Genomic DNA, 25,684 nt, shown 5'->3' on the forward strand with positions numbered 1-25,684 from the left:
GCTAGGTGTGACCTGCCAATTTCCATCTGAGCTGCACGCGCTTTTGCTTAAACAATGTTGCACCTGATTTCACTAGCAGAATCGACGCAGACGCGTCATTGTGCAATGAATATTGCGAAAGAGTGCAACATGAAACCGACCGCTGAAGCGCCGCGTGACTATGAAGAGCTCATCCGGCTCATCCACGACCGCTACGACGAAATGAGCAAATCCTACCAGAAGATCGCGCTCTATCTCACCCAGAATCCCAACGACGTCGCTGTCAGGTCGGTGAATGCGATTGGGGATAGCAGCGGAGTGCATGCCTCGAGCTTCGTACGCTTTGCGCAGGCGCTCGGCTATGAAGGCTTCAAGGAGCTCCAGTCCCTTTTTCAGAAGCGTCTGTCGACCGCCGCGCCCGGCTTCGAGGCCCGTATCAAGGCGCTGGAAGGCGAATTGGGAGCGCGAACAGATCGCAGCGAAGTCGGATTCATGCGCGACCTCGTGGTCCGCGACATCGCCTCGCTGCAGGACATGCTGACGCAAATACCGCCCGAGGACCTGGCCAAGGCTGTGACCCTTCTCGAAAAGGCCGACGCGATCTACCTGATCGGGCAGCTGAGGTCGACGCCTGTGGTCGAACTTCTCCGTTATATCCTGACGATGTTGGGCAAACGTTGCGTGCTGCTTGATCCGGGCGGCGGACTTGCCACGCATATGGCGCGCATGATCCGCAAGACCGATGTCTTGTTTGCCGTGTCCTTTCGCTTCTACGCCAATGAAGTCGTCAACGTCGTGGAGGAAGCCGCGCGCAGCGAAGTTCCGATCATCGCCATTTCCGACAGCACGCTGTCCCCGCTGGCCAAGAACGCCAGTGTCCTCTTCGCCGTACCGGAGCATGAATATACATTTTCCCGATCGCTTGCCGCCCCAATGTGCCTCGCCCAGGCGCTGACAGTTGCGCTCGCGGCGCGACTGCAGAACAACGCTGTCAGTCCGCGCATACCCACCGTCACCGGGCAGTAGCGGTTCCCCGACAACAACCCAGGCGTTCCGCGTCCTTGGCATTCCGGTTGCGAAGCAAGCGCAGCAGGTGCACTCGAGTCTGCGATTCGCAATAGAAATTGCGCACTCCGCACGATGCAAAGATTTCATTGTCGCATCGTTGACACATCATTCATTGCCGAATATTTATATTTTGCAATTTTCGTTGCAGCTCGTCCTCAATCCGGATCGGGAGTTGTCCCGCGCCGTCATGAAGGAGGAGACGAACTCAATGTTCCTTGGGAGGAAACAATGAAGCGACTTCTGACTGCATTTCTGACGGCAACCGCTATGGCCGGCGCCTTGGCGACGGCACATGCTCAAGATGCCAAGAAAGTGTTCTTTCTGCTGCCGAATACCACGACAATTCGCTTCACAAGCCGGGACGCGCCGTTCTTTGTCGCGGCGATGAAGGAGAAGGCGCCGAACGCTCACGTGACGGTGCAGAATGGCGAAGGGGATCCGGCGCGGCAGCAGCGGCTGGTCGAAGACGCCATCACCCAGGGTGCCAGCGTGATCGTGCTTGCGGCGACGGACGCAAACCTTGCCGCTGGCAGTCTCAAGGCGGCAGCCGATGCAAAGGTGCCGGTGGTCCTTTATGATCACGATGCGGTCGGCGGCAAGGCCGAAGCGCACGTCGTCTTCGACTCGCTGTCAGTTGGACAAGCGCAAGGCAAGCGCGCCGCCGAGCTGATCAGCGCAATGAAGAAGTCGCCGGTCAAGGTTGCGCGTGTGAAGGGTAATGAGGGCGAATACGGTACAGGCCAGTATGAAAAGGGCCAGAACGAATTTCTTCAGCCGTTGATCGATTCCGGCAAGGTGAAGGTCGTCTGCGAGCAGTACACGCAAAACTGGGATCCGGCGCTGGCTCAATCCTTCGCCGAAGACTGCCTGACCCGCAATGGCGGTGATGTCGATGTCTTTCTCGGCATGAACGACGGCACCACCGGCGGTTCGGTTGCCGCGCTGATCAGCCAGGGCGCCAAGCCTGGCGATAAGCTGGTGACGGGCGGGCAGGACGCGACCGTCGAGGCATTGCGGTACGTCGCGCAGGGATGGCAGGACAACTCCGTGCTCAAGGATCTCAAGGTCGAGGCGACCTATGCGGCGGACGTCGTGGCTTCGATCCTGGATGGCAAAGGAGTGCCAAAGGATCTGATCAACGGCAAGGTGAACAACAAGTTCATGGATGTGCCGGCTGTCTTCCTGCCGGTGAAGAACATCACCCTGGACAATCTCTCGGACGTCGTCACTGCAGGCGTCTGGACCTGGCCAGAAATCTGCAAGGGCATCGAAGACACCGAAGTCTGCAAGAAGAACAACAAATAGCGAGATCGACCGAAGGACAGCGGCGCTCGCTGTCCTTCGGCTACCTGATGGGAGGAGCCTGATGGTCAAAGCGGAAGCAACCCGCGGCGGCGCCGATGTTCATGCGGCGAACCAATCCACGCCGCTTATATCGATGCGCAACATCCGTAAATCGTTTGGGTCGGTCCATGCTCTTCAGGGAGCTTCGGTGGACGTCCACGCCGGCGAGGTGGTGGCGCTTGTCGGCGACAACGGCGCCGGCAAGTCCACGCTCGTCAAGATCATGGCCGGCGTGTTCGGCTTCGACTCCGGTGACTACAGCATCGAGGGCCAACCGGCCAAGATCGCCAGCCCAGCCGACGCCACCGCCCTTGGGATCCAGACCGTCTATCAGGATCTCGCGCTCTGCAACAATCTGGACGCCGTGCAGAACCTGTTTCTCGGGCGCGAGCTGACTGGTCCGGCATGGTTCGGCCGACGGATCCGTCGCGCCGAATGCGAAGTTCGTGCCCGCGAGGTGCTGACGCGCATGCGACTTGGCCAGCTGTCACTGACGCGTCCTGTCGGAGCAATGTCCGGCGGCCAGCGACAGAACATTGCCATCGCACGTTCCATCCTGTGGACGCCGAAGGTCGTCATATTCGATGAGCCGACAGCCGCACTCAGCCACTCCGCCGCCGAGCAGGTCTCGGCCCTGGTTCGCACCTTGGCCAATGATGGGCTCGGCATCGTCGTGGTCAGCCACGACATCCACAATTTCGTCGTCAACGCCACCGACCGCATCGAGGTCATGCGCCTAGGCGCGAACGTCGCGAGTTTCAAATCGAGTGAAGTGACAGGCGAGCAAGTGGTCAACGCGATGGTCGGTGGCAACGAGGCAGTCAACCTCGCTGGCTGAGCCCCCTGGGGCGAAAAGTATCAGAAGGATACGTCAAAAATGGCAAACTCGGCCGCCGCTTCCGGTGACGTCAAACACCGCACTTTCGGCGAAGTGCTCAACAGCGACATGCGTGCGCTGCCCGTCATAATCGGGCTCGTGGCGCTGTGGGTGTTCTTCGCGCTCCAGAGCAATGTCTTCCTGACACCGCAGAACCTGTCGAACCTGCTCGTCCAGAGCACGGTTGTGGGCATCATGGCGATCGGTCTGATGTTCGTGCTGCTGGTCAAGGAAATCGACTTGTCGGTCGCGGCGATCAACGGCGTGACATCAGTCCTGATGGCCAAGCTGGTTGTCGACTACGGCGTTTCGCCCTGGCTGGCGGTGACGGTCGCAATCGTAATGGGTGCTGCTATCGGCAGCTTTTCGGCGCGCTGGGTCACGTTTGTCGGCGTACCGTCCTTCGTGGTGACGCTGGGGCTCGGACTGGCTCTCAATGGCTTGCAACTCGTGCTTTTGCCTCCGACCGCCCGCTACGGTTTGATGGGAACCGGTATCGACAAGATTGCAGAGACTAAGATTTCGGGGATCACGTCATGGAGCGCGCTGGCGATTGGGCTCGTCGCGTTTGCCGCTCTGGTCCTGTCGGGCATTGCCCGCAGAAAGCGCGCCGGTCTGGAAGCTTCCCTGTTCAGCCGCTTTGTGCTGCCGCTCGGCGCGGCCGCGATTTTTGGCGCCATCGTCGTGATGATCCTCAACGCACATCAGGGCATACCAGTTGTGGTTTTGATCTTTGCGATCCTGCTCGGGATAGGCGGGTATATCCTCAAGGAAACCCGGTTCGGCCTCTATCTTTATGCGGTCGGCAACAATGACGAGGCTGCGCGACGGGCCGGCGTCAAGGTTGCGCGCATCAAGATGGCGGCCTTCGCTATTGCCGGCGCTATCGCTGCGCTGGCTGGCGTACTGGGCGCGTCGCGGGCACTAGGCGTTGGCGTCTTCTCCGGTGGCGGAGTAGGGGGCGGCACGCTGCTGCTGGAATCAATTGCCGCCACCGTCATCGGCGGCGTCAGCCTGTTCGGCGGCCGCGGCTCCATTCACGCGGCCCTGTTGGGCGCGCTTGTTATCGGAACAGTCCAGAACGGGCTCAACCTGATGGGCGTCGAGAACTACGTTCGCCTCATCGTGACGGGACTGCTTCTCGTGCTGGCGGTATCGATCGACAAGCTGATCGAAAAGGCCATGGGTCAGCAGAATTTCTGATTTGCGTTGGGTTCGACCCAATCACGCTGAAACGATCGGCGGAAACTGGAAGGCAGTAGTCGCCGGCTTACCTGGGCTGCTATGAAAATCCGGTATTGCGTTCAGCGTAGGTGCTCGATCCGTCATGCGATGGTCAAGGCAAGTCGACGCCAAGGCGTGCGGCATGGTCGAAAAGTGCATCGAACGTCATGCCGCCAAAGCTGTCGGAGACAAAAGCCAGTTTCATCTCGCTATCATCTACCGGTCATACAGGGACGGCTTTTCCGCCCTCGCTATGGCGACACGCTGACCCTCGTGAAGTGCTTTGACACCGGCTTCGGCGACCAGAGCCGTGCAGTAGCCGTCCCAGACGTCTGCGGCGACCGCCGGGAATTCTCCTGTGCGAACGAAGTGAAGGAAGGCCTTGTCCTGGAGCCGGTAGGCTTCGGCAAAACGCGGGCGCCAATCCGATGCATAGCGCTCGAAGGCCATGAGAGCGCCGTTCTGGCGCGTTGTGGCAGGCACATTTAGAAAGATCGATCCCTGTTCGCCGACGAGTTCGCCACGCACGTCATACCCATAGGCGGCGTTGTTGTGATCTCGATGTTGACGAGCTGACCCCTGTCTGTTTCGAGAACCATGAGACCGGCGCGCCAGTCTTCGATGCGTCGACACCCCCCGGCTGGAAAACCGAGATTGCCGTATGATCGGCGCCCAGTACGAAGCGTGCGACGTCGAATTCATGCGGTGCGGAATTGGTGATCGCCATCTGGCCGGTGAAGTTGGCCGGCGCTTCCACGTTCCGATGGAAGTTATGCATCATGATCGCCCGGCCAAGCGAGCCGTTGTCGAGCGACGCCTTCATGTCGCGATAGGACGGATCGAAGCGGCGCATGAAACCAAGCTGGACGAACCGTCGGCCGCGCGACACTTCCGCCTCGATCACGCCCAGACACTCCTTCGAGCTTTGCGACAACGGCTTTTCGCAGAGCACCGGCTTTTCGGCCTCGATCGCGGCGAGCGACAGCGGTGCGTGGGTCTCGTCGGGGCTGGCAATCACCACGGCGTCAACGTCGCTGCGCCGGATGGTTTCCAACGGGTCCGTGGCGGCATAGGTCGCGCCGTAGTCCTGTGCCACCTTTAGGGCTCGCTCCGGTGAGGCGTCGCATACGACCTGGAGGCTTGCCGCCGGCAGGTCTTCGGCGACAATCCGGGCATGGTCGGCGCCCATGATGCCCGCGCCGATGATTGCTATTCTGATCGACATCTATTGCCCTATTTTCTGAGAGCCGACTGGCGAAGAGACTTGTCTCCAAATGCCGCAAGGACAACGATCACGTCCGGCAAACCGCTCCAATGACCTGTCAGACGGCGTAGGGTTTGAGCCAGGGTTGCCCGTCGGCTTCGGCGCTATCGACCACTGCATCGACGAATGCCACGCCCTTCAGCCCGTCATAGGCGGTCGGCACATTCAACCCTATTGCCGTTGCCTTGCGCCCCTCACGACGAGCGTGGATGGCTTCGGCAAAGCCGCGATAGAGGTTGGCGAAGGCCTCCAGATAGCCCTCGGGATGGCCGGGTGGTGTGCGGGTTCGCACTTTCGCTGCCTCGCTCAAATCGTCAGCACCCCGCTTCATAGTCTCGGTGCGGCTGAACAGCGGTGAGAACGTCAGCTCGTTCGGTTGCTCCTGGAACCAGGTTAAACTGCCCTTCTCGCCAAAGACACGCAGTCGAATCCCGTTCGAGCAGCCGAGTGCGACCTGTGACGACCAAAGCAGCCCTCGCGCGCCACCTTCGTAGCGCAGCAGCACATGGGCGTTGTCGTCAAGCACGCGTCCCTCGACGAAGGAAGCGAGGTCTGCTGTCAGGGCCTCCAGCTTCAGCCCGGTCACGAAGCCAGCCAGATGATAGGCGTGCGTGCCGATGTCGCCGATCGAGCCGCCACGCCCCGATCGCTTCGGGTCGGTGCGCCAGGCGGCCTGGACATTGCCTGCCGCCTCGATGGCCGTCGCCATCCATTCCAGGGGATACTCCACCTGCACGACCCGGATCGCGCCGAGCTTGCCTGCTGCCACCATCTCGCGCGCCTCATGCACCATCGGATAGCCCGAATAGGTATAGGTCACGCCCATGAAACGTCCGGTCTCGCGCACCAGCTGCTCGAGCGCGATCGCGTCTTCGAGTGTGTTGGTCAGCGGCTTTTCGCAGATCACCTCGTAGCCGGCCCCGAGAAAAGCCTTGGCGATCGGAAAATGGGTGTGGTTGGGCGTGCAGATCGCCACCACGTCGATACGGTCCTCGCGATTGTTCTCCGCGGCGATCATGGCCTTGAAGTCGTCATAGGACCGGGTGGGATCGATGCCTTGCGTGGCCGCGAAGCGGTGGCCGCTTGCCGCGTCCGCGTCGAACGCGCCGGCGACAAGCTGGAAGGCGCCATCGAACCGGGCGGAGATGCGGTGGATGTTGCCGATATAGGCGCCTTCGCCGCCGCCGACCATGCCAAGCCGAAGCGGTCGCCGAAAATCAGCAGTCACGAGCGTGCCCCCCTGTCGATACCTAAAATGGCATCGTTGATCGTGCGGTCCGCACTGGCCTTGACGAAGTCGTCGAAGGCGCGTTCGGAAACGCGGATGATGTGATCGGCGATGAAGCGGGCTCCCTCAGCCGCGCCGTCCTCTGAATTCTTGAGGCAGCATTCCCACTCGAGCACCGCCCAGCCGTCGAAGTCGTAGCCGGAGAGTTTCGAGAAAATCGCCTTGAAGTCAATCTGTCCGTCGCCTGGGGAGCGGAAGCGGCCGGCACGCCGGATCCAGGGCTGGAAGCCGCCATAGGCGCCGGTCTTGCCGTCCGGCCGGAACTCGGCATCCTTGACGTGGAACATTTTGATGCGCTCGTGATAGTGGTCGATGTAGGCGAGATAATCGATCGCCTGCAGCACGAGATGGCTGGGGTCGTACATGATGTTGCAGCGCGGATGGTTGCCGACGCGCTCCAGGAACATCTCGAAGGTCAGCCCGTCATGCAGGTCTTCGGCAGGATGGATTTCGTAGCACAGGTCCACGCCACTCTCGTCGAAGGCATCAAGGATTGGCCGCCAGCGCCGAGCCTGCTCATCGAAACCGTCGTCGATCAGCCCATCCGTCCATTGCGGATAGGGATAGAGGAACGGCCACAGCAGCGAACCTGAGAAGGTGACATGGCGGTCTATGCCGAAACGCCTCGACGCCTTGGCGGCGAGATGAAGCTGCTCGACTGCCCACGCCTGCCGTGCGGCCGGATTGCCCCGCACCTCGGGTGCGGCGAAGGAATCCGCCGGATGATCGTAGGCGGGATGCAGGGCCACAAGCTGACCTTGCAGATGCGACGCCAGTTCGGTGACAACCAGGCCGTGTTCGGCGAGCTTGCCGGCATAGTCATCGCAATAGGTCTGGCTTTCAGCCGCTTGCTTCAAATCGATGACGCGCTTGTCCCAGGTCGGTATCTGCACGCCCTTGAAGCCCTTGGCCGAGGCCCAGCCGGCCAATCCCTCGATGCTGTTGAACGGTGCTTCGTCGCCCGCGAATTGAGCCAGAAACACAGCTGGCCCCTTAATGGTCCGCATCTTGCTCTCCTTCTGGCGGCAGGGCCGCCGGTTCATCCGTTATCGGAGCCGCCCAGAAGAGTGATGTGGGTCCTCACAGGGCAGCTGCTTTCTTTTCCGTATCCGCTTCGACGGTTCCAATGGCTTCAGAGCGCCATCGCCTTCTCAGGCACGGCCATGGGACCGGGTGCGGCGCCAAGCACGGTCTGGTCGTAATCCACCACCGCACCCGTCATGAGACCCGCATCGTCCGAAACGAGAAAGTTGACCGCTCGTGCCGCCTCGCGGGGGTCGATCAGGCGTCCGAAGGGCAGGTGTGCAACGGCTTTCGCTTCCCAGTCGGGATCGCCCTTCTCGCTCGCCTGCAATTCCCGCTCGTGGTCGGACGCCATCCAGCCGATATCCAGCTGGTTGACGCGGATGCGGTTCTTCATGACGGAAAATGCCGTGTTGCGGGTCAGTGTCGCCAGTGCCGCCTTGGTGGCGCAGTAGACGTTGATGAACGGCTGGCCGGCCTGCTGCGAAATCGAGCCGATGTTGCAGATCGCACCCTCGATGCCATGGCCGATCATGTGCCGGATGGCTTCCTGCATGAGGAAATAAGGTCCGCGTACATTCACGGCGAACAGGGCGTCGAACAATTCTGGCGACGTGTCGAGGATCGTGCCTCGGTCCGTCCGGGCACCGGCATTGACCAGCACGTCGATTCTTCCGAAAACGCGCTCCGCTTCCGCGATCACGCGGCGGCAATCCTCGACATTGCCAAGATCGGCGTTGACATAGTGCACGGGCACGCCCGTGGCGTGCGAAATGTCTGCGGCCACCGCGCGGCCCTTGGTTTCGTTACGACCAAGTGTGACGAGGCCAGCGGCTCCGGCTCGGGCGAGCTGGCGAGCGATAGCCGCGCCCAGTCCTTGCGTCGATCCGGTGACGACGCAGATCTTACCATCCATCCGGTTCATGCCTTGTCCTCCACTGTGTAGCCAGCCGCGGCCATGACGCGCAGCAATTCCTTGTGACCTATCTTCGCCATTTCGAGCGGCGGGCTTTTGACGGGATCCTGCTCGGCTTCAACGACGAACCAGCCTTCGTAGCCGTGGCTCGCCAAGCGCTTGATGATCGCCTCGAAGTCGAGCGAGCCGTCGCCGGGCACGGTGAAGGCTCCCTTGACCACCGCGTCGAGAAAACTTTCCCGGGTGCGGTCGAGCCCGTCTACGACTGCCTGGCGGATATCCTTGGTGTGTACATGCGAAATGCGGGCGTGGTGCTTGTCGACCACCCGCAGCACGTCGCCGCCGGCAAAGGCCATGTGGCCGGCATCGTAGAGCAGGGCCAGACCCTCGCCGGAATGCTTCATCAGGAAGTCGAGCTCTTCCTCGGTCTCGATCGGCGCGGCCATGTGGTGGTGGTAGGAAATCGGCATGCCCTCGCCCGAACACCATTCGGCGAAGGCAGTCATCTTGCGACCATAGATTCTGATCTCGTCTTCCGAGAGCCGCCGCTTGGTGGAAAGCGGCGCGGAGCGATCACCCTGTATGGTGCCTGCCGTTTCGCCGTAGACGATGCAGGGGGCATCGACGGCCTTGAAGAGCTGCATCTGCTGCGCGATGCGGTCTTTCTCCGCTTCGATATCGCCGTCAAGCAGCAGACCGGAGAACCAGCCGCCGCAGACGCTCATACCGTGCTGCCTCAGAGTGGGTTCGAGCACCGCCGCGTCCATCGGGAAACGGCGACCGGTCTCCATGCCGGTGAAGCCGGCCTCGCGGGCCTGCCGCAGACACTCCTCCAGCGAAACGTCGTCGCTCAATTCGGCGAGGTCATCGTTCCACCAGGCGATCGGCGCGATGCCAAGCTTGGCTCTCATCTTGATCTCCATCATCATTCCAGCTGCCGCCGCCAACTTTTGGCGCCGCGAAAAAAACTGCCGGAACAATGCTCAGGGAGTGTGGCATCGTTCCGGCAGAGGACGCCCCGGGGGGCGTCCGAAAAACCTAGACTCCTATGCGCTGCCGTTTGCGGCCTTCGGCTTGAACCGAATGGGCCTCGCGCACCTCGGCCCGCTCGCTGACCTGCGGCACGCCGACATCCCACCAGGCGTCGCCGGGTGTCCAGGTATAGCCATCGGAGACGATGGTGATCACCGTGGTGCGATCCGTCCCTTTGGCCCACTCCACAGCCTGGCCGAGATCCGCAAGGCTCTCAACCCGCCGCGTGAGGGCGCCCATGGCCTCGGCGTGTTTTGCAAAGTCGACCGAAAACGGCTCCTTGACCCGGCAATCCTTGATCATGTTGTTGAAGGACGCGCCGCCCTTGGCATTCTGCAGCCGGTTGATCACCGCATAGCCGCCATTGTCACAGACGATCAGGATCATCTTGTGGCCGACGAGAACCGATGAGTAGACGTCGGAATTCATCATCATGTAGGTGCCGTCGCCAATCATCACGATCGGCGTGCGGGTCGGATCCGCCATCGCCGCACCCCATCCGGCCGAGATCTCATAGCCCATGCAGGAAAATCCGAACTCGCAGTCGAACGTGTTCGGCTCCTTCACGCGCCAGTTCTTCATGACTTCCCCGGGAAGCCCGCCCGCCGCGGTGATCAGCAGATCCCGTTCGCCGGCCTTCGCGTTGACCACGCCGACGACCTGCGCGTAGGTCGGAACCGGGTCATTCGTAGGCTTCTGGAATCCGTCGAGCGCGGTGTTCCAGTTGGCAAATTCGACCTTGCCCTTTTCGGTCCAGCCGCTTTCGGCTTTCCAGTCACCGAGCGCGGCCTCGACCTCGTTGATGGTTTCCAGCGCATCGCCGACCACGGCGAGAGCCCGGTGCTTCGTGGCATCCCACCGCGCGGCGTTGATCGAGACGAATTTGGCGTCGGGGCTGAACGCACTCCACGATCCCGTCGTGAAGTCCATGAGCCGCGTGCCGACGGCCAGGATCACATCGGCCTCACCCGCAAGCGCGTTCGCCGATGTCGAGCCGACGATGCCAATGGGCCCGATATGGGCAGGATGGTCGTGCGTCACCGTGCCCTTGCCGGCGATGGTTTCGGCAAGCGGAATACCGCGCGCCTCGGCGAATTTCGCAAGAGCGGCCTCCGCACCGGAGTAACGCACGCCGCCGCCTGAAATGATCAGCGGACGCTTTGCCGCCTTGAGAAGACGCACCGCTTCTTCGAGACGCGCGCGATCCGGCCGGGGGCGCGGAATCGCATGGACCGTGGGTTCGAAGAAGGACTCGGGATAATCCCAAGCGACTTCCTGCACGTCTTGCGGGAGGGCGATGAAAGCTGGCCCGCAGTCGGCCGGATCAAGCAGAACCGCGACCGCCTGGGGCAGCGAGGAAACGATCTGTTCGGGATGGACAATGCGGTCCCAGTAGCGAGTCACCGCCTTGAACGCGTCGTTGACGTTGACTGTAGGATCGCCGAAGTGCTCGACCTGCTGCATGACCGGATCGGGCCGGCGGCTGACAAAGGTGTCGCCGGCCAGCATCAGTACCGGAAGCCGGTTTGAATGGGCGACGCCCGCGGCGGTCACCATGTTCAGAGCCCCCGGGCCTATGGAGGTGGCGGCGATCATGATCTGGCGCCGGCGCTTCGCCTTCGCGAACCCGATCGCGGCCAGTGCCATCGACTGCTCATTCTGGCCGCGCCATGTGGGAAGGACGTCCTGCGCGGCCTCCAGGGCCTCGGACAGGCACGTGACATTGCCGTGACCGAAAATGGCGAACACGCCCGCAAACAGCGGAACCTTGCTGCCGTCGACGATGGTGAACTGATTGCTCAGATAGCGCACAAGCGCCTGCGTCATGGTCAGACGAATGGTCTTCGTCATCACTACCTCCCTAGCGAATTTCCGTTGTGCAGACTATTACGAAATAGCCATTGACAAATCAACCTCTTTGCAACGATCATTGCAAAAATATTGTTGCGGAGGAATGCAATGCTGAGAATTGGCGTGCTCGGTTGCGGGCGCATCGGGCGCATGCATGCGGCCAATATCGCTGCACACCCACGAACGAAACTGGCGGCGGTGTATGACGTCAATCGCGCCGCCGCCGACGAAGTGTCAGCCATGCTCGGCCTTCCCGCGTTGGACTCGGCCGACGCCATGTTTGACACGGACGATGTGGACGCCGTGTTGATCGCGACGGCCACCGATACCCATGTCGACTACATTGAGCGGGCAGTGGCGGCCGGAAAGCCAGTGTTGTGCGAGAAGCCCATCGACCTTGACCTGATGCGTGTCGATCGCTGTGCCGCAAACATCCGTGGAAGCAAGCTGCCCATCATGATTGGCTTCGTCCGCCGCTTCGATCCCGGGCATGCTGCGGTGCGGGCGGCCATCCAGAGTGGCGAGCTCGGCGAGCTCCACCAGGTGATCATCACGTCGCGGGATCCTGGCATGGCGCCAGCTGCCTACACACGCGTGTCCGGCGGCATATTTCGCGACATGACAATCCACGATTTTGACATGGCTCGCTTCATGCTCGGTGAAGAGCCCGTTGAGGTCTTTGCGACCGGCAGCCGGCTGGTCGACCCGGACCTGATGGCCGAGACGAATGACTGGGATACGGTGACCGTGGTTTTGCGCACCGCCAGCGGCAAGCAGTGCATCATCAACAACTCACGACGCGCGGTCTATGGATACGATCAGCGCGTCGAGGCTTTCGGATCGGCCGGCATGGCGATTTCCGAGAACCGACGCGCGCATGAGGCCCGTATCTATGCCGATGGGCTGAGCGATCGGGCGCAGCCATACCTTCACTTCTTTATCGAGCGATATAGGGAAGCGTTCAACGCTGAAATCGACGACTTCGTCGACGCCATCGAAAATGGACGCCAGCCGTCGGTCGTATTCGAGGACGGACGCCTTGCGCTGGTCCTCGCCGAAGCAGCGATCAAATCTGTCGCAGAGCGTCGGGTGGTCAGCACCAGCGAGATCGGTGACGGCAATGTATGACAAATACGGACTTTTCATCGACGGTGAATGGCGCGCCGCTTCCGACCGAAGCACGGCGACCGTAGCCAGTCCCGTCACCGAACGCTCACTGGGCGACACTCCAACCGCGACGCTGGACGATACACAATCTGCCTTGGCGGCCGCCGAACGTGGCCTTTCTGCCTGGCGAGCAAAGAGCGCGTTCGAGCGCGCCGACGCGCTTCACGCTATCGCCGACGAAATGGGCCGGCGCAAGGACGAAGCCGCCCGCATGATTACGCTGGAGACGGGCAAGCCCATTGCCCAATCCGAACGCGAGTGGGTTCTGGCGACGGATCAGTTCCGGTGGTACGCCGAGGAGGCTCGGCGTGTTTATGGCCGTATCGTCGAGAGCCGTGTCCCCGGAGGTCGCTTCGAAGTGCTGCATGAGCCGATCGGCGTCGTGGCGGCCTTTACGGCATGGAATTTTCCGGCCGCGCTCGTCGCCCGCAAGGTCGCCCCGGCGCTTGCCGCCGGTTGTTCGGCCATCCTTCGGCCTTCGAGCCAGACGCCAGGGGTCGCGATGGTGATGATCGACTGCCTGCGTGCGGGCAGGCTCCCCCCAGGCACGGTCGGTCTTCTCGTCGGGTCCACGGCCACAACCTACGTGCCGCTGATGGCGTCGGCGCTTGTGCGCAAGGTTTCGCTGACCGGGTCTACACGGGTCGGGCAGCAAATGCTGCGCGACGCAGCCGATACGGTGAAGAAGGTGTCGATGGAGCTTGGCGGTAACGCGCCTCTCATCGTCTTCGACGACGCGGATATCGAAAGCGCGCTCAACGTGTCCGTGCCCACGAAGTTCGCCAATGCCGGGCAGGTTTGCGTCACGCCAGACCGCTTTTTCATCCACGAAAAGGTCCATGATGCTTTCGTCGACGGGTTCGTCACGCGGGCGAAGGCCCTGAAGCTGGGTGATGGGCTCGATCCGACGGTGCAGATGGGCCCCTTGATCAATGCCAGGAGGACCGACGAAATCGAACAAATCGTTACCGACGCGGAAAAGGCCGGTGCCAGGATTGCCGCAGGCGGCCGCCGCTCGCCGGCGTTCAACGCCGGTCATTTCTTTGAGCCGACGGTCCTTACCGATGTTGCTGACGACATGACCGTGTTTGCCGAGGAGAATTTTGGTCCGATCGCGGCCATCACCCGTTTCTCGTCCGAAGAGGAGGTCCTGGGTCGGGCAAACGCCTCGAAGATGGGGCTTTCTGCCTATGCCTTCACCCGGGATGCGGGGCGCGCCCGCAGAGTTGTCGCGACGCTCAAGGCCGGAATGGTCGGCATCAACAGCTTTGCGCTAGCGGCTTCCGAGGCGCCGTTCGGCGGGACCAACCATTCCGGCATGGGCCGGGAAGGCGGCGCGGAAGGTATCCGGGACTATCTCGATACCAAGCTGGCTCAAATCGTATTCTAAGGAGCGTTTTTCATGATCAAGAACAGGCTCAAGCAGCTTTGGGCCGATGGGAAGCCGACCATCAATGGCTGGCTTTCGATCGGCAACAGTTTCACCGCCGAGATCATGGCGGCGCAAGGTTACGACTGCATCGGCGTCGACCTCCAACATGGAGCGCTCGATTACAGCGGCCTGCTGCCAATACTCCAGGCGATGCGTGCCTCCGCTACGGTGCCGCTCGTCAGGGTGCCTTGGCTGGAGCCAGGCATCATCATGAAAGTGCTCGACGCAGGTGCTTACGGCGTCATCTGTCCGATGGTGAATACCGCCGAACAGGCGGCCGAGTTTGTTAGCTACGTGCGCTATCCGCCACTCGGCAGCCGAAGCTTTGGTCCGACACGTGTGAATTTCGCGGCCGGTGCCAATTACGCTTCTGAATCCAATGGCGAGATACTTGCCTTTGCCATGGTTGAGACGGCCGAGGCGATGGACAATCTCGACGCGATCGCTTCGACCCCTGGACTGGACGGGATCTACGTTGGTCCGGCCGACCTGACCCTCGGCATGACCCAGGGCCGCTTGCCGCCTGCCTTCGACCGCGAAGAACCGGAGATGATCGAGGCCATCCAGCATATCGTGGCGGCCTGCAAAAAAGCCGGCATAGCCGCGGGATTGCACTGTGGAACTCCGGCTTACGCGGCGCGTGCGATCGGGTGGGGCTACAACATGACCACCGTCTCCAACGACGTGCGCATGCTGGCCGGTGCGGCGGAAGCGAACGTCAAAAAGTTCAGGGAACTCACGGGCGGATCAAGCGTCAGCGCCGGTTCCAAGGGAGGGTACTGATGCCGCATGTTCTGGTTGCCGGGAAGCTGCACCCGGCTGGAATCGCGTTGCTCGATCATGCCGCCGGCGTCACCTACGACTATGTCGAGGAAGTGTCGGAGCCAAGCTATGCCCACCTGATCGACAGGGCCGATGGATTGGTGATCCGCACACAGCCTCTCTCGGCCGCGACCGTCGAGATGGGGCGCAGGCTCCGGATCGTGTCCCGTCACGGTGTCGGCTACGACTCTGTTGATTTGCCGTCCCTCAACAAGCGCGGCATCACGCTCGCCGTCGTCGGAGACGTCAATTCCATATCTGTCGCCGAGCACGCCATGATGATGCTCCTTGCCTGTGCCAAGCATGCTGTGCGCGGGGACCAGTCAGTTCGCGAGGGCGCCTGGAATTGGCGAAACAGGCTGGAAGCTTCGGAACTGGCCGGCAAGCGTCTGCTGATTCTAGGCTACGGCCGCATCGGCCGGCATCTCGCGAAGATGGCGGCTGCCTTTTCCATGGAGATCGCCGCCTACGATCCGTATCTCGAAAAAATCGGATGGCCGGAAGGCCCTGCGAAAACCGTCTCCGATCTGGCGTCGGCCCTTCGATGGGCGGATGCCATTTCCGTGCATGCGCCCAAGGGCGATAAACCTGTTATCGGCGAGCACGAGTTTTCCCTCATGAAGCCGGGAGCCTGGCTCGTGAACACAGCGCGCGGCGGCGTAGTTGACGAAAGGGCACTTCTTGCAGCCCTTCAGTCCGGCAAGGTGGCGACCGCCGGCCTCGATGTCTTCGACGAGGAACCGCCCGCTTCCGACAATCCACTCCTCTTATGCGATCAGGTGATCCTGTCGCCTCATATTGCCGGCCTCACAATCGAATGCGGTGAACGGATGGCCATGTCGGCGGTGCAGAACGTGCTCGATTTCTTTGAGAGCAGGATCGACCCGGCGCTGGTGGTCAACGGCAAAGAGCTGGAGGGCCAACCCGCGTCGTTGAACGGCCATTGAAAGCCGCACAAAGGTCTGTCAGTCCGGCGCCACAAGAAACATTGCAACAAAGCGATGCTGCCATCCCGGCAATCATCAGATTTCGATTTCGCACCAAGCTGCGCCGAAAAATATCTTATCAAAAACAGCTAGTTAATCCGCATAGAAAATAGTTGTTGCAAATTATAAAACTCTGCAATAAGCATTGTTGCACAAGAACTTCATACGCAATATCCATTGCAGAATGAGGCGAGGCGAGACTCCAAGAGCCGCCGTGTCCATGGGAGGATGACCACGTGTCTTTGCTTGAAGTGCAGGGCGTTGGCAAAAGCTTCGGGGCAATCCGCGCGCTGTCAGACGTCAGCTTTTCGATCGAACCCGGTGAAGTGGCCGGCCTGATGGGCGACAACGGCGCCGGAAAATCGACAATGGTCAAACTGATTTCGGGAAATTTTCCCCCGACCGAAGGGCAGATCAGAGTCGGCGGCAAGGCCTGCCACTTCCACAAGCCGCTCGATGCTCGCGCCGAGGGGATCGAGGTCGTGTATCAGGATCTCGCACTGGCGGACAATCTAACCGCTGCGCAGAACGTGTTCCTGGGTCGAGAACTCAAAAAGGGTGTCTGGCCTTTCCGGATTCTAGATAAGCAGGCGATGATCGATCGCTCCGCGGAGTTGTTCGGCGAACTGAAGTCAGAAACGCGGCCACGCGATCTCGTAAAAAAAATGTCGGGCGGTCAGCGCCAGGCAATTGCGATTTCACGGACCCGTTTGTCCAACGCCAGACTCGTCATTATGGACGAACCGACCGCTGCGATTTCCGTGCGCCAAGTTGCTGAGGTCCTGGAATTGATCCGGCGCATGAAAGCGGGCGGTGTCGCGGTGATCCTGATTAGCCACCGCATGCCAGACGTTTTTGCCGTCTGCGATCGTATCGTCGTTCTACGGCGCGGCACCAAGGTTGCCGACAAACCCACCGTTCAGACATCTCCGGAAGAAATCACCGGACTAATCACGGGAGCGATCCGTGCAGCCTAGTCAACCCGAAGCGATCCAGGAAAGCCACGCCTCGATTGCCGACGTCGTCGGCATCATGGAACAAACTGCGCTTCAGAAGTTGAGAAGTAGCCAGGCCTTCTGGGTCTCGGTCGCGCTCTTCCTCCTTGTCGCGTTTATGACCATGTTGGAACCGAGCTTCGGCACAGCCGAAAATGCAACCAACATCACCCGGAATTTCGCGCTGATCGCCATCATGGGCCTGGGCATGACCGTGGTGTTGATTACGGGCGGGATCGATCTTTCCGTTGGGTCAGTCATGGGCCTCGTGGCCATCGTGGCCGGTCTTCTACTGACCTGGCATTATCCTTGGTACGTGGCGTTCGCCTCCGGCCTTCTCGCTGGAGTTGCCTGCGGGTCGTTCAACGGCTTTTTCGTCGCCTATATCGGCATGCCGTCCTTCGTGGTCACGCTTGGCATGCTGTCGATAGCGCGTTCGCTGGCGGTGGTGCTGTCAGGCAACCAAATGCTCTATCAGTTTGGGCCTGACGCCCCGATCGTGAAAGCCATCGGCCAGGCAAAGTGGCCGGTGCACTCGCTGGAGGGATGGGCTCCTAGCTGGATACCGCAGTTCTCGTCCCATTTCTGGGTGATGGTGATCATGGCGCTAGCCCTCGGCTGGGTGTTCATCTTCACCGCGTGGGCCCGCCATCTGTTCGCGATCGGCGGTAACGAGAATGCGGCACGCATGACGGGCGTGCCCGTCGATCGGATCAAGTTCCAGGCTTATGTTTTCTCGTCCTTCTGCGCCTCGATCGCATCCTTGCTCCTGCTCGGTTACAGCGGCTCGGCGATCAATGCGGTGGGAACAGGTTACGAGTTGCGCGTCATCGCCGGCACCGTGATCGGCGGCGCCAGCCTGATGGGCGGCTATGGCACCGCGTTCGGCGCGGTTATCGGATCGGCCTTCCTCGAGGTCGTCCGCAACGCCCTGCTGATGGCAGGCATCGATTCCAACTGGCAGGGTGCCTTCGTTGGCATCTTCATCATTCTCGCCGTGCTTCTTGGCATGGGGACGTCCGGCAGATCGCTGAAGTCCTTCTTCACCATCAAGCGTGGCTAGAGCTCTGCCGGCTTATGCCGGTGGAATATCCTGAGGTGAACACAACAAACGGAGGAACATCGATGAAGAAATATCTTTTGGCGGCTGCGGTTGCCGCGTCCGCCCTGACGGCGGGGCAGGCCTACGCCCAGCAGAAACTCGTATTCGCGCTGGTGCCGAAGAACATGAACAACCCCTATTTCGACCAGGCTCGTGATGGCTGCAAGAAGGCAGAGGCCGAGTCCAACGGCGCATTCGAGTGCATGTACATCGGACCCGGCGAGCACGGTGGCGGTGAGGAACAGGTTCAGATCGTGCAGGATCTGGTTGCCAAGAAGGTCGATGGCATCGCCGTTGCACCGGCGAACGCGGCAGCCATGGCCGTCGCACTGCAGGCCGCGAAGGAAGCTGGTATTCCCGTGCTGACCTGGGACGCGGACGTGCTGCCCGAGAACAAGGATCTGCGCGCCGCCTATGTCGGAACGCACAACTACGAGATCGGCGTGAACCTCGCCAAGATCGTGCAGACGATCAAGCCGAAAGGTGGCACCATCTGCATCCAGTCCGGCGGCGCGGCAGCGGCAAACCATAACGAGCGCATGCAAGGCATCCGCGACACGCTCTCCGGGACCAAGTCGGCCGCCTCGCCGGGCGATCCCCTGACCAGTCAGAACGGCTGGACCGAGGCGCCCGGCTGCCCGCTGTACACCAACGATGATTTCCCGCTGTCGGTGCAGCAGTTCCAGGACTACATGGCGAAGATGCCGAACCTTGACGCATTCGTGCCGACCGGCGGCTTCCCGCAATTTGTGCCGGACGCCAACCGCGCTGCGGTCGAGCCGTACAAGGACAAGATCGCCAAGAAGGAACTGGCGCTGGTCGTTGCCGATACCTTGCCCACGCAGATTGAACAGATGAAGGAAGGGTACTCTCTCGGCCAGGTAGGTCAGCGTCCCTTCGAAATGGGCTACAAGACCATGTTCGCGCTCAAGGACATGAAGGACGGCAAGCCGGCTCCGACGGATCCGACCTACACCGGACTTGACGTCTGCACGCCGGAGACGGCCGACACCTGCATCGCGAAGTAACCATGAAAGGGGCGGGAGAAATCCCGCCTCCTATTCCGCGACCGACCCCGTTGCAAACTTACACCTTCTGAAGCGTGGAAGCATGACAGCAGACAGACCTAAACTACGGATTGGGCTGATCGGCTCTGGCTTCATGGGCAAGGCCCACGTGTTCGGCTTCGCAACCGCGCAACGTGTGTTTGATCTACCATTTGAGATTGTCCTTCATACCATCGCCGACCGCTCTGACGACATCGCAGCCAAGGCGTCGCGAGCGCTAGGCTTTGCTCGGTCGAGCGGCGACTGGCGCACGCTCATTTCAGATCCCGAAATCGACCTGATAGACATCACCGCTCCGAATGCCTTTCACAAGGAAATGGCGCTCGCAGCCATCGGTGCCGGCAAACACGTCTACTGTGAAAAGCCCCTCGCACCGCTGGCGAGCGACGCATGGGAGATGGCCAAAGCGGCCAAACAGGCTGGGGTGCGCACGCAGGTCGGCTTCAACTATCTTTGCAACCCGATGCTGCGCCTTGCGCGTGACATGATCCGGAACGGTGAGCTTGGCGAAATCTGGAGTTACCGCGGTATCCATGCCGAGGACTATATGGCGGATCCGGAAAGCCCATTTACGTTCCGCCACGATCCAGCCGGCGGCGGTGCCCTCGCAGACCTTGGCAGCCACGCGCTTGCCACAGCGGAATATCTTCTTGGCCCGATAAGCCGGTGTTGAGCGATTGCGTCACGGTGATAGGTTCGCGCCCCGACGGCACCGGCGGCAGACGCGATGTAGAGGTCGACGATCTGTCCCGGATGTTCGTCCGATTCGAAAACGGTGCATCGGGCACCATCGAGGCCAACTGGATCGCCACGGGCCGTAAGATGCAGCACGATTTCGAGGTGTACGGCACCGCGGGCGCGCTGGTCTTCTCGCAGGAGCGTTTCAACGAGTTGCACTTCTACAGCGTCGCGGACCGAGCTGGACGTCGTGGTTTCAGGCGCATCGAAGCCGGTCCGGACCATGACCCCTACGGTCTGTTCTGTGTCGCCCCCGGCCATCAGCTGGGTTTCAATGATCTCAAGGCCATTGAGATAGCGAACTTCGTGAAAGCTATTTCCGGAGGAGCGCCAGAGCCGATGAATTTCCGGTCCGGCGCGCGTATCCAGGCCCTCCTTGAGGACGCAAGAAGGTCCTCCGGCGAGGGAGCGTGGATCGACGTCAGCGCATAGGTGCTGCTCCGTGCTGCCGAAGGCCAGCGGGGCCCGCTCGGTGATAGCAACAGCAACTGGAGCCCTTTCATGTCAATTCGGCTTGCCGTTGTCGGTGCCGGGATCATGGGAAATGACCATGCCAGCATCTTCGCCGAGGATCTTCCGGGGCGACGCTGCAGGTGATCTGCGATGCTCGGAGAAACGGGCACGTCATTTGGCGGACCGTGTTGGCGCAAAGTATGTTCTGACCGATGGTCGATTCAGGCCTACAGTACGTCACTCATCATGATACGGATTGGAGAGGTCGCCATGCCGAGGCCTATCGCCGTCAGAACGGCGCCTTCCTGAAATTCGTCCGCACTGGTGAATTCCCCGCGAACACTGCGGGCCCCTGGGATGGATACGGCGCCGCCATCGCTGCGGAGGCGGGGGGCGCCCTAGCGGAAAATCGAAGGGTTGAGGTTGAAATGGCGAGCCAGCCAGCCTTCTATCGCCCTGGGGACCAGGCGAAATCCATTAGGCTGGCCCACGGATCTAGTGCGGGCCAGAAAGTCATCCGAGGGTTTCAGATCGCCTGCAATTTGTAGTCCGCCGCTTTTGACCGGCACCACGCCGCGTTGGATGATCGCAAAGCCTGAATTCGCGTTGCTCGCACAAGCAGCGTTCGCTCGGCGACCCGGCGTGCGCCCTTATGCCGGCAAGCCAGCCATCCGCATGGCGTCGGTGACGTCATCGATTATCTCAGGCGCAATTCCGACGGCGGCAGACCAGCGCCTGATGGTGAATTGCGGGTCGAGCGACAAAAGTCGCGTGGCCGCCGCTTTTGCCTCGTCGAGCCGCCCAAGCCTGGCAAGTGGTGCCGCCAACCATCCGTGCAGGATGCTGAAGCCGGGGTTCAGTTCCACCGCCCTTCGGCCGGCCGCGACGGCCTGTTCGTGCCGGCCGGAGAGGAAATTACCGAACCCGATGATGCCTTGCGGCACGCAGCTCATGGCGTCGAGGGGGCTCAGCCGCATTGCCCGCTCGCACCAATCGATCGCGCGCGCCGCGTCGCCGCCATAGGCCACCGGCACGCAGCCAAAGGCATAGACGAAGGCGCAGGAAGCACTGAGCGCCAAAGCCTCTGTAAACGCCTCGTCGGCCAGCCTGCGGTCATGCTCCACGAGGCCGATGGTGAAGCCGGCCAGAGCGAGCGCCATCGCGTCGCCCGGACCGTGCTCGATCGCCGCATGGGCATGGCGGATCGACTTCTCGCGGTTCTCCGCGTCCATGCCGCCGCGCACAAATAGGGTCTGATGCGCCCAGGCGGCAAAGCCATGGGCAAGAGCATAGGTCGGCTCGATGGCTAAAGCCTGGTTCAGCAGGGGCAGACCCTTGGCGGCACCTTGCGGCATGAAGGTGTAGACATCAGGCAGTGCGCGAAGCAGGAGATCATAAGCGTCGAGACTGTCGGGGCGCTGGCGCCTGACGCGTTCGATCTCGGCCCGGCGCAAATTGGGCTCTATTGCCGCGATGACGCTGACGGTGATTTCGTCCTGCAGCGCGAAGACGTCGGTCAGGTCGCGGTCATAGCGTTCGGCCCACAAATGGCTGCCGTCCTCCGCGTCGATGAGCTGGCCGGTAATGCGCACGCGGCTTCCCACCTTGCGCACGCTGCCTTCCAGCACGTAGCGCACGCCGAGCTCGTGGCCGACCTGCTTCACGTCCACCGCGCGGCCCTTGTAGGTAAAGCTGGAGTTCCGCGCGATGACGAACAGCCACCTTATGCGCGACAGACCCGTGATAATGTCCTCGACCATGCCGTCGGCAAAATAGTCCTGATCCGGATCGCCGCTCAGGTTCACGAAGGCCAGCACGGCGATGGAGGGACGGGCGGGAATCCCCGAGGCAGGCTTCGGTTGCTCCACCCGTGTCGTCGCCTCGGTGCCGGCCTCCTCGAGCACGGTGCCGACGAAGCGAAAGCCCCTGCGTAGAATGGTGCGGATCAGGCGCTGCTCATCGCCACTGTCGTGGAGTGCATTGCGGGCGGCGTTGACGCGGCTGGCGAGCGTGGCGTCCGAGACGATGCGCCCCTGCCAGACCGCATCGACCAGGTCATCCTTGCTGACCACCCGTTCGCGATTGCGGATGAGATATTGCAGCAGGTCGAACACTTGCGGCTCGACGGCGATCAGGTCGTTGCCGCGACGCAGTTCGCGCCGATCGCAGTCCAGAGCAAAATCCTCAAAAAGATACGGCAAAATTACTCGCTCCAGACCACGCTGCAAACAGACGTACACTCTAACCGCGTCGTTGACGCAAAATCAAAGCGATCTCAATGCAAAATCAAGAGGTCCTGAAGGCCGCGTCAAAGCGCGCCACTTCGCCTTGCCGCATAGTCCTCTTGCAACAAACTCTTCAACCAATGTTTTCGAAAAAGGAGAACTCAAATGTCGAACACTGCAGCAAAGTCCGTCGTCCTCGTGCATGGCGGCTTCGTCGATGGATCCGGCTGGGACGGGGTCTATCAGATCCTCAAGAAGGACGGCTATGACGTGACCATCGTCCAGAACCCGACCACTTCGCTCGCCGACGATGTCGCCGTCACCAAGCGTGCCATCGCCGCCGCTCCGGGCGATGTCATCCTGGTCGGCCACTCCTATGGCGGCGTCGTGGTGTCTGAGGCCGGCACAGATGCGAAGGTGGCAGGTGTCGTTTATATCGCAGCCTTCGCGCCGGACGCCGGCGAGTCGGTCTCGACCTTGATCGCCAACCCGCCGCCCGGAGCGTCGGTGCCGCCGATCCTGCCGCCCGTCGACGGCTTCCTGATGCTCGACAAGGCCAAGTTTGCAGCCTCGTTCGCAGCCGATGTCCGGCCCGGGCTCGCCTCCTTCATGGCGGATTCGCAGGTTCCGTGGGGCGTGGCGGCGCTCGAAGGCAAGGTCACTGCTCCGGCCTGGAGGGTAAAGCCCAGCTGGTACCTTGTCGCCACCGACGACAGGATGATCCCGCCGCCGGCGCAGCGCAACATGGCGAACCGGGCGCAGGCAACGACGGTGGAGGCGCCTGGCAGTCACGCCGTCTACGTCTCCGATCCTGCAGCTGTCGCAAGCCTCATCAAACAGGCGGCCGCCGGCGTCGGCAAACACTGAACGCGCATCACCCTTGATGGGCTGCCTGGGCGCCTGGCGGCGCCTGGGACCGCTAGGCCGGCCGAACGACCGGATGCACCAGGACCTGACAGCTGTTGGCTGCATCAGAGCGAGCAATGCACCAATTTTGCTGCGACAAGATCCGCAAGGCCCGAGCCGACGGCTGGTGTGAAGCCTCCAATCAGGTCAACATGGATCCCAGGGGAGAGCCATGCGCCATGCCCCGGTTGATCAAATCGGCAACCATGCAGTCCGCACTCTCCGGATTGATATCCTATCCCTCGGCAATTGGACGAACGGCGCGATATGCCTCCGGTATAGGGCTGGCGACGCGGCCTGAGCCGAGGACGAGCGGTTTTCGCGAGTCCTCGCGCGAAAGGCACGCGCCGCGAGCGCCGAGGTCGCCACTGTCCGCCGCGCTGTGATGACGTTGCCGTCCATCATGGCCAGCACATGCTTGATCCAACCGATCCGTTCTCCACCGGCTATGAGGTTTCCGACACTTGGCCGGCTAAGAACTTGCCCGGTTGAGAATATGAGCTGAAAGCGACAGAGCCCTGCGAACGCCAGCATCGGATGATCTGCTCTCGTCGAATGACGCAAGGTCTCAAAAACGGGGAGAGCCTCTACACGTCCCCCCGGAACGTCTGCTTCTGCTGGCCAAGCCCTTCAATGCCGAGCTCGACCACGTCGCCGGGCTTCAGGAAGACCGGCGGCTTCATGCCGAGGCCGACGCCGGGCGGCGTGCCGGTCGAGATGATGTCGCCCGGGTGCAGCGACATGAACTGGCTGAGATAGGAGACGAGATAAGCGACGCCGAAGACCATGGTCTTGGTCGAGCCGTTCTGCATCGTCTTGCCGTTGACCGTCAGCCACATCGGGATGTTCTGCGGGTCCTTGACCTCGTCCTTGGTCACCAGCCACGGGCCGATCGGCCCGAACGTGTCGCAGGACTTGCCCTTGGTCCACTGGCCTTGGCGCTCGGCCTGGAAGGCGCGCTCGGAGACGTCGTGCGAGACGCAATAGCCGGCAACATAATCCAGCGCCTCGGCCTCGCCGACATATTTGGCTTTTCTGCCGATGACCACGCCGAGTTCGACTTCCCAGTCGGTCTTGACCGAGCCGCGCGGGATCAGCACGTCGTCATTCGGCCCGACAATAGCCGAGCTTGCCTTCATGAAGATGATCGGCTCCGGCGGCACGGTGGCGCCGGTCTCGGCGGCATGGTCGGAATAGTTCAGGCCGATGCAGATGAACTTGCCGGTGCCGGCAACGCAGGCGCCGATCCGCGGCTTGCCGGAAACCGCCGGCAGCGATTTCGGATCGAGCTTCGACAATGTCTCGAGCGATGCCGGGTCAAGCGCCTTGCCGGCAATGTCGGTGACATGGGCGCTGCGATTGAGCTGAGCGCGTCTTTCGCAGTGTTCCAACCGAGACGCCCCCGCGATAACGGTCAGAGACTTCCTCGGCAGTTAGGCATTTCTCTCATCCGTCGAGTTCTCCATCCATATCGCCAGCTATCGCCACCGTGCGTGCCTCCGAGTGTAGCGCTCTTGGGGCAGATCCGCTTGGCGATGCGATCCAAGCGATCCAATCATGCATGACAACGCTCCCGAATTCTCAAACATGCGGCCATACGGAAATGATGGGATCAGTTGCCCGAAGATGGAAGGCGTCAACCATGGTGAGTAGTGTTTGAGGATATGGCCGGATAGAAATCGGAGAGTCCGCCCAACCAAGAACGCAGGGCTTGACCGAGGCTCGGGCAAGCCGGTCCAGTCTAACACAGCTTAACCGCGTCTATTGGTGGATTGGACATATAAGCGAATAAACTCAATCAGTTATTGGAGTGCGTGTGCAAAACTGCACACGAAAGTTCTGCTTCACTTCCATTTTCATTCTTGCGATGGGGCCGCCGACAGGTCTCGTGAGCCGCCGCTGGCAGGCGGCGCTCGCCAGCCGAA

The 25,684-nt window shown here is 61.4% G+C and carries 19 protein-coding genes and 2 pseudogenes; 13 read left to right on the plus strand and 8 right to left on the minus strand.

What is annotated here, in order from left to right; genetic code table 11:
* Positions 1-129 precede the first annotated feature (129 nt).
* From NKI85_RS13590 to NKI85_RS13605, 4 genes are all read left to right on the plus strand, one after another.
* Complete coding sequence (locus tag NKI85_RS13590; RefSeq protein ID WP_031193895.1) at positions 130-1,005, plus strand: MurR/RpiR family transcriptional regulator; 876 nt, start codon at positions 130-132, stop codon at positions 1,003-1,005.
* Positions 1,006-1,275: 270 nt separating this feature from the next.
* Positions 1,276-2,352 carry an ABC transporter substrate-binding protein gene (locus NKI85_RS13595; RefSeq protein ID WP_352527335.1) on the plus strand — a complete coding sequence of 359 codons (1,077 nt, stop codon included), beginning with the start codon at positions 1,276-1,278 and terminating at the stop codon, positions 2,350-2,352.
* Positions 2,353-2,413: 61 nt separating this feature from the next.
* The gene (locus tag NKI85_RS13600; RefSeq protein WP_352527336.1) at positions 2,414-3,229 is read left to right on the plus strand and encodes an ATP-binding cassette domain-containing protein; all 816 of its coding nucleotides are present in this window, start codon (positions 2,414-2,416) and stop codon (positions 3,227-3,229) included.
* A 39-nt stretch (positions 3,230-3,268) separates the two neighbouring features.
* Complete coding sequence (locus NKI85_RS13605) at positions 3,269-4,471, plus strand: sugar ABC transporter permease (protein ID WP_352527337.1); 1,203 nt, start codon at positions 3,269-3,271, stop codon at positions 4,469-4,471.
* Between the two features lie 237 nt (positions 4,472-4,708).
* Here the strand turns inward: NKI85_RS13605 and NKI85_RS13610 are convergent.
* The 6 genes and pseudogenes from NKI85_RS13610 to iolD all read right to left on the minus strand — a co-directional run bounded on the left by NKI85_RS13610 (position 4,709) and on the right by iolD (position 11,866).
* Positions 4,709-5,717: pseudogene (locus NKI85_RS13610) on the minus strand (Gfo/Idh/MocA family oxidoreductase).
* 97 nt (positions 5,718-5,814) lie between these two features.
* Positions 5,815-6,948 carry a Gfo/Idh/MocA family protein gene (locus tag NKI85_RS13615; protein WP_352527394.1) on the minus strand — a complete coding sequence of 378 codons (1,134 nt, stop codon included), beginning with the start codon at positions 6,946-6,948 and terminating at the stop codon, positions 5,815-5,817.
* A 32-nt stretch (positions 6,949-6,980) separates the two neighbouring features.
* Positions 6,981-8,051: a sugar phosphate isomerase/epimerase family protein gene (locus NKI85_RS13620; protein ID WP_031193888.1), complete on the minus strand. Its 1,071-nt coding sequence runs from the start codon at positions 8,049-8,051 to the stop codon at positions 6,981-6,983.
* A gap of 125 nt (positions 8,052-8,176) precedes the next feature.
* The gene (locus NKI85_RS13625; protein WP_352494519.1) at positions 8,177-8,992 is read right to left on the minus strand and encodes an SDR family oxidoreductase; all 816 of its coding nucleotides are present in this window, start codon (positions 8,990-8,992) and stop codon (positions 8,177-8,179) included.
* Positions 8,989-9,894 (minus strand): myo-inosose-2 dehydratase, encoded by a 906-nt coding sequence (iolE, locus tag NKI85_RS13630; protein ID WP_352527338.1) that lies wholly within the window; start codon positions 9,892-9,894, stop codon positions 8,989-8,991. Before iolE ends, NKI85_RS13625 begins: the two co-directional genes overlap by 4 nt.
* A 127-nt stretch (positions 9,895-10,021) precedes the next feature.
* A complete protein-coding gene (iolD, locus tag NKI85_RS13635; RefSeq protein ID WP_502896094.1) occupies positions 10,022-11,866 on the minus strand; it encodes a 3D-(3,5/4)-trihydroxycyclohexane-1,2-dione acylhydrolase (decyclizing) in 1,845 nt (614 codons plus the stop codon).
* A 108-nt stretch (positions 11,867-11,974) separates the two neighbouring features.
* Here iolD and iolG point away from each other — a divergent pair, with 108 nt between their 5' ends.
* From iolG to NKI85_RS13675, 8 genes and pseudogenes are all read left to right on the plus strand, one after another.
* Positions 11,975-12,994, plus strand: a complete 1,020-nt coding sequence (gene iolG / locus NKI85_RS13640; protein ID WP_352527340.1) for an inositol 2-dehydrogenase — start codon at positions 11,975-11,977, stop codon at positions 12,992-12,994.
* The gene (locus NKI85_RS13645) at positions 12,987-14,423 is read left to right on the plus strand and encodes an NAD-dependent succinate-semialdehyde dehydrogenase (RefSeq protein WP_352527341.1); all 1,437 of its coding nucleotides are present in this window, start codon (positions 12,987-12,989) and stop codon (positions 14,421-14,423) included. Before iolG ends, NKI85_RS13645 begins: the two co-directional genes overlap by 8 nt.
* A 12-nt stretch (positions 14,424-14,435) precedes the next feature.
* Positions 14,436-15,248, plus strand: a complete 813-nt coding sequence (locus NKI85_RS13650; protein ID WP_352527342.1) for an HpcH/HpaI aldolase family protein — start codon at positions 14,436-14,438, stop codon at positions 15,246-15,248.
* On the plus strand, positions 15,248-16,234 hold the full coding sequence (locus NKI85_RS13655) for a hydroxyacid dehydrogenase (protein ID WP_352776818.1): 987 nt from the start codon (positions 15,248-15,250) through the stop codon (positions 16,232-16,234). Before NKI85_RS13650 ends, NKI85_RS13655 begins: the two co-directional genes overlap by 1 nt.
* Before the next feature lie 275 nt (positions 16,235-16,509).
* On the plus strand, positions 16,510-17,250 hold the full coding sequence (locus NKI85_RS13660) for an ATP-binding cassette domain-containing protein (RefSeq protein ID WP_352527344.1): 741 nt from the start codon (positions 16,510-16,512) through the stop codon (positions 17,248-17,250).
* Positions 17,240-18,331: an ABC transporter permease gene (locus tag NKI85_RS13665; RefSeq protein WP_352527345.1), complete on the plus strand. Its 1,092-nt coding sequence runs from the start codon at positions 17,240-17,242 to the stop codon at positions 18,329-18,331. Before NKI85_RS13660 ends, NKI85_RS13665 begins: the two co-directional genes overlap by 11 nt.
* Before the next feature lie 62 nt (positions 18,332-18,393).
* Entirely contained in the window at positions 18,394-19,398 is a 1,005-nt protein-coding gene (locus NKI85_RS13670) for a substrate-binding domain-containing protein (protein ID WP_352527346.1), read from the plus strand.
* An 82-nt stretch (positions 19,399-19,480) separates the two neighbouring features.
* Positions 19,481-20,607 (plus strand): annotated as a pseudogene (locus NKI85_RS13675) (Gfo/Idh/MocA family protein).
* A 671-nt stretch (positions 20,608-21,278) separates the two neighbouring features.
* Here NKI85_RS13675 and NKI85_RS13680 read toward each other — a convergent pair.
* Entirely contained in the window at positions 21,279-22,829 is a 1,551-nt protein-coding gene (locus NKI85_RS13680) for a winged helix-turn-helix domain-containing protein (protein ID WP_352527347.1), read from the minus strand.
* A gap of 189 nt (positions 22,830-23,018) precedes the next feature.
* Here NKI85_RS13680 and NKI85_RS13685 point away from each other — a divergent pair, with 189 nt between their 5' ends.
* Positions 23,019-23,720: an alpha/beta hydrolase gene (locus NKI85_RS13685; RefSeq protein WP_352527348.1), complete on the plus strand. Its 702-nt coding sequence runs from the start codon at positions 23,019-23,021 to the stop codon at positions 23,718-23,720.
* Positions 23,721-24,346: 626 nt separating this feature from the next.
* Here NKI85_RS13685 and NKI85_RS13690 read toward each other — a convergent pair.
* Positions 24,347-25,150 carry a fumarylacetoacetate hydrolase family protein gene (locus NKI85_RS13690; protein WP_352527349.1) on the minus strand — a complete coding sequence of 268 codons (804 nt, stop codon included), beginning with the start codon at positions 25,148-25,150 and terminating at the stop codon, positions 24,347-24,349.
* Between the last annotated feature and the right edge of the window lie 534 nt (positions 25,151-25,684).

This window comes from Mesorhizobium sp. M0571 (assembly GCF_040320985.1).
GTDB lineage: Bacteria > Pseudomonadota > Alphaproteobacteria > Rhizobiales > Rhizobiaceae > Mesorhizobium.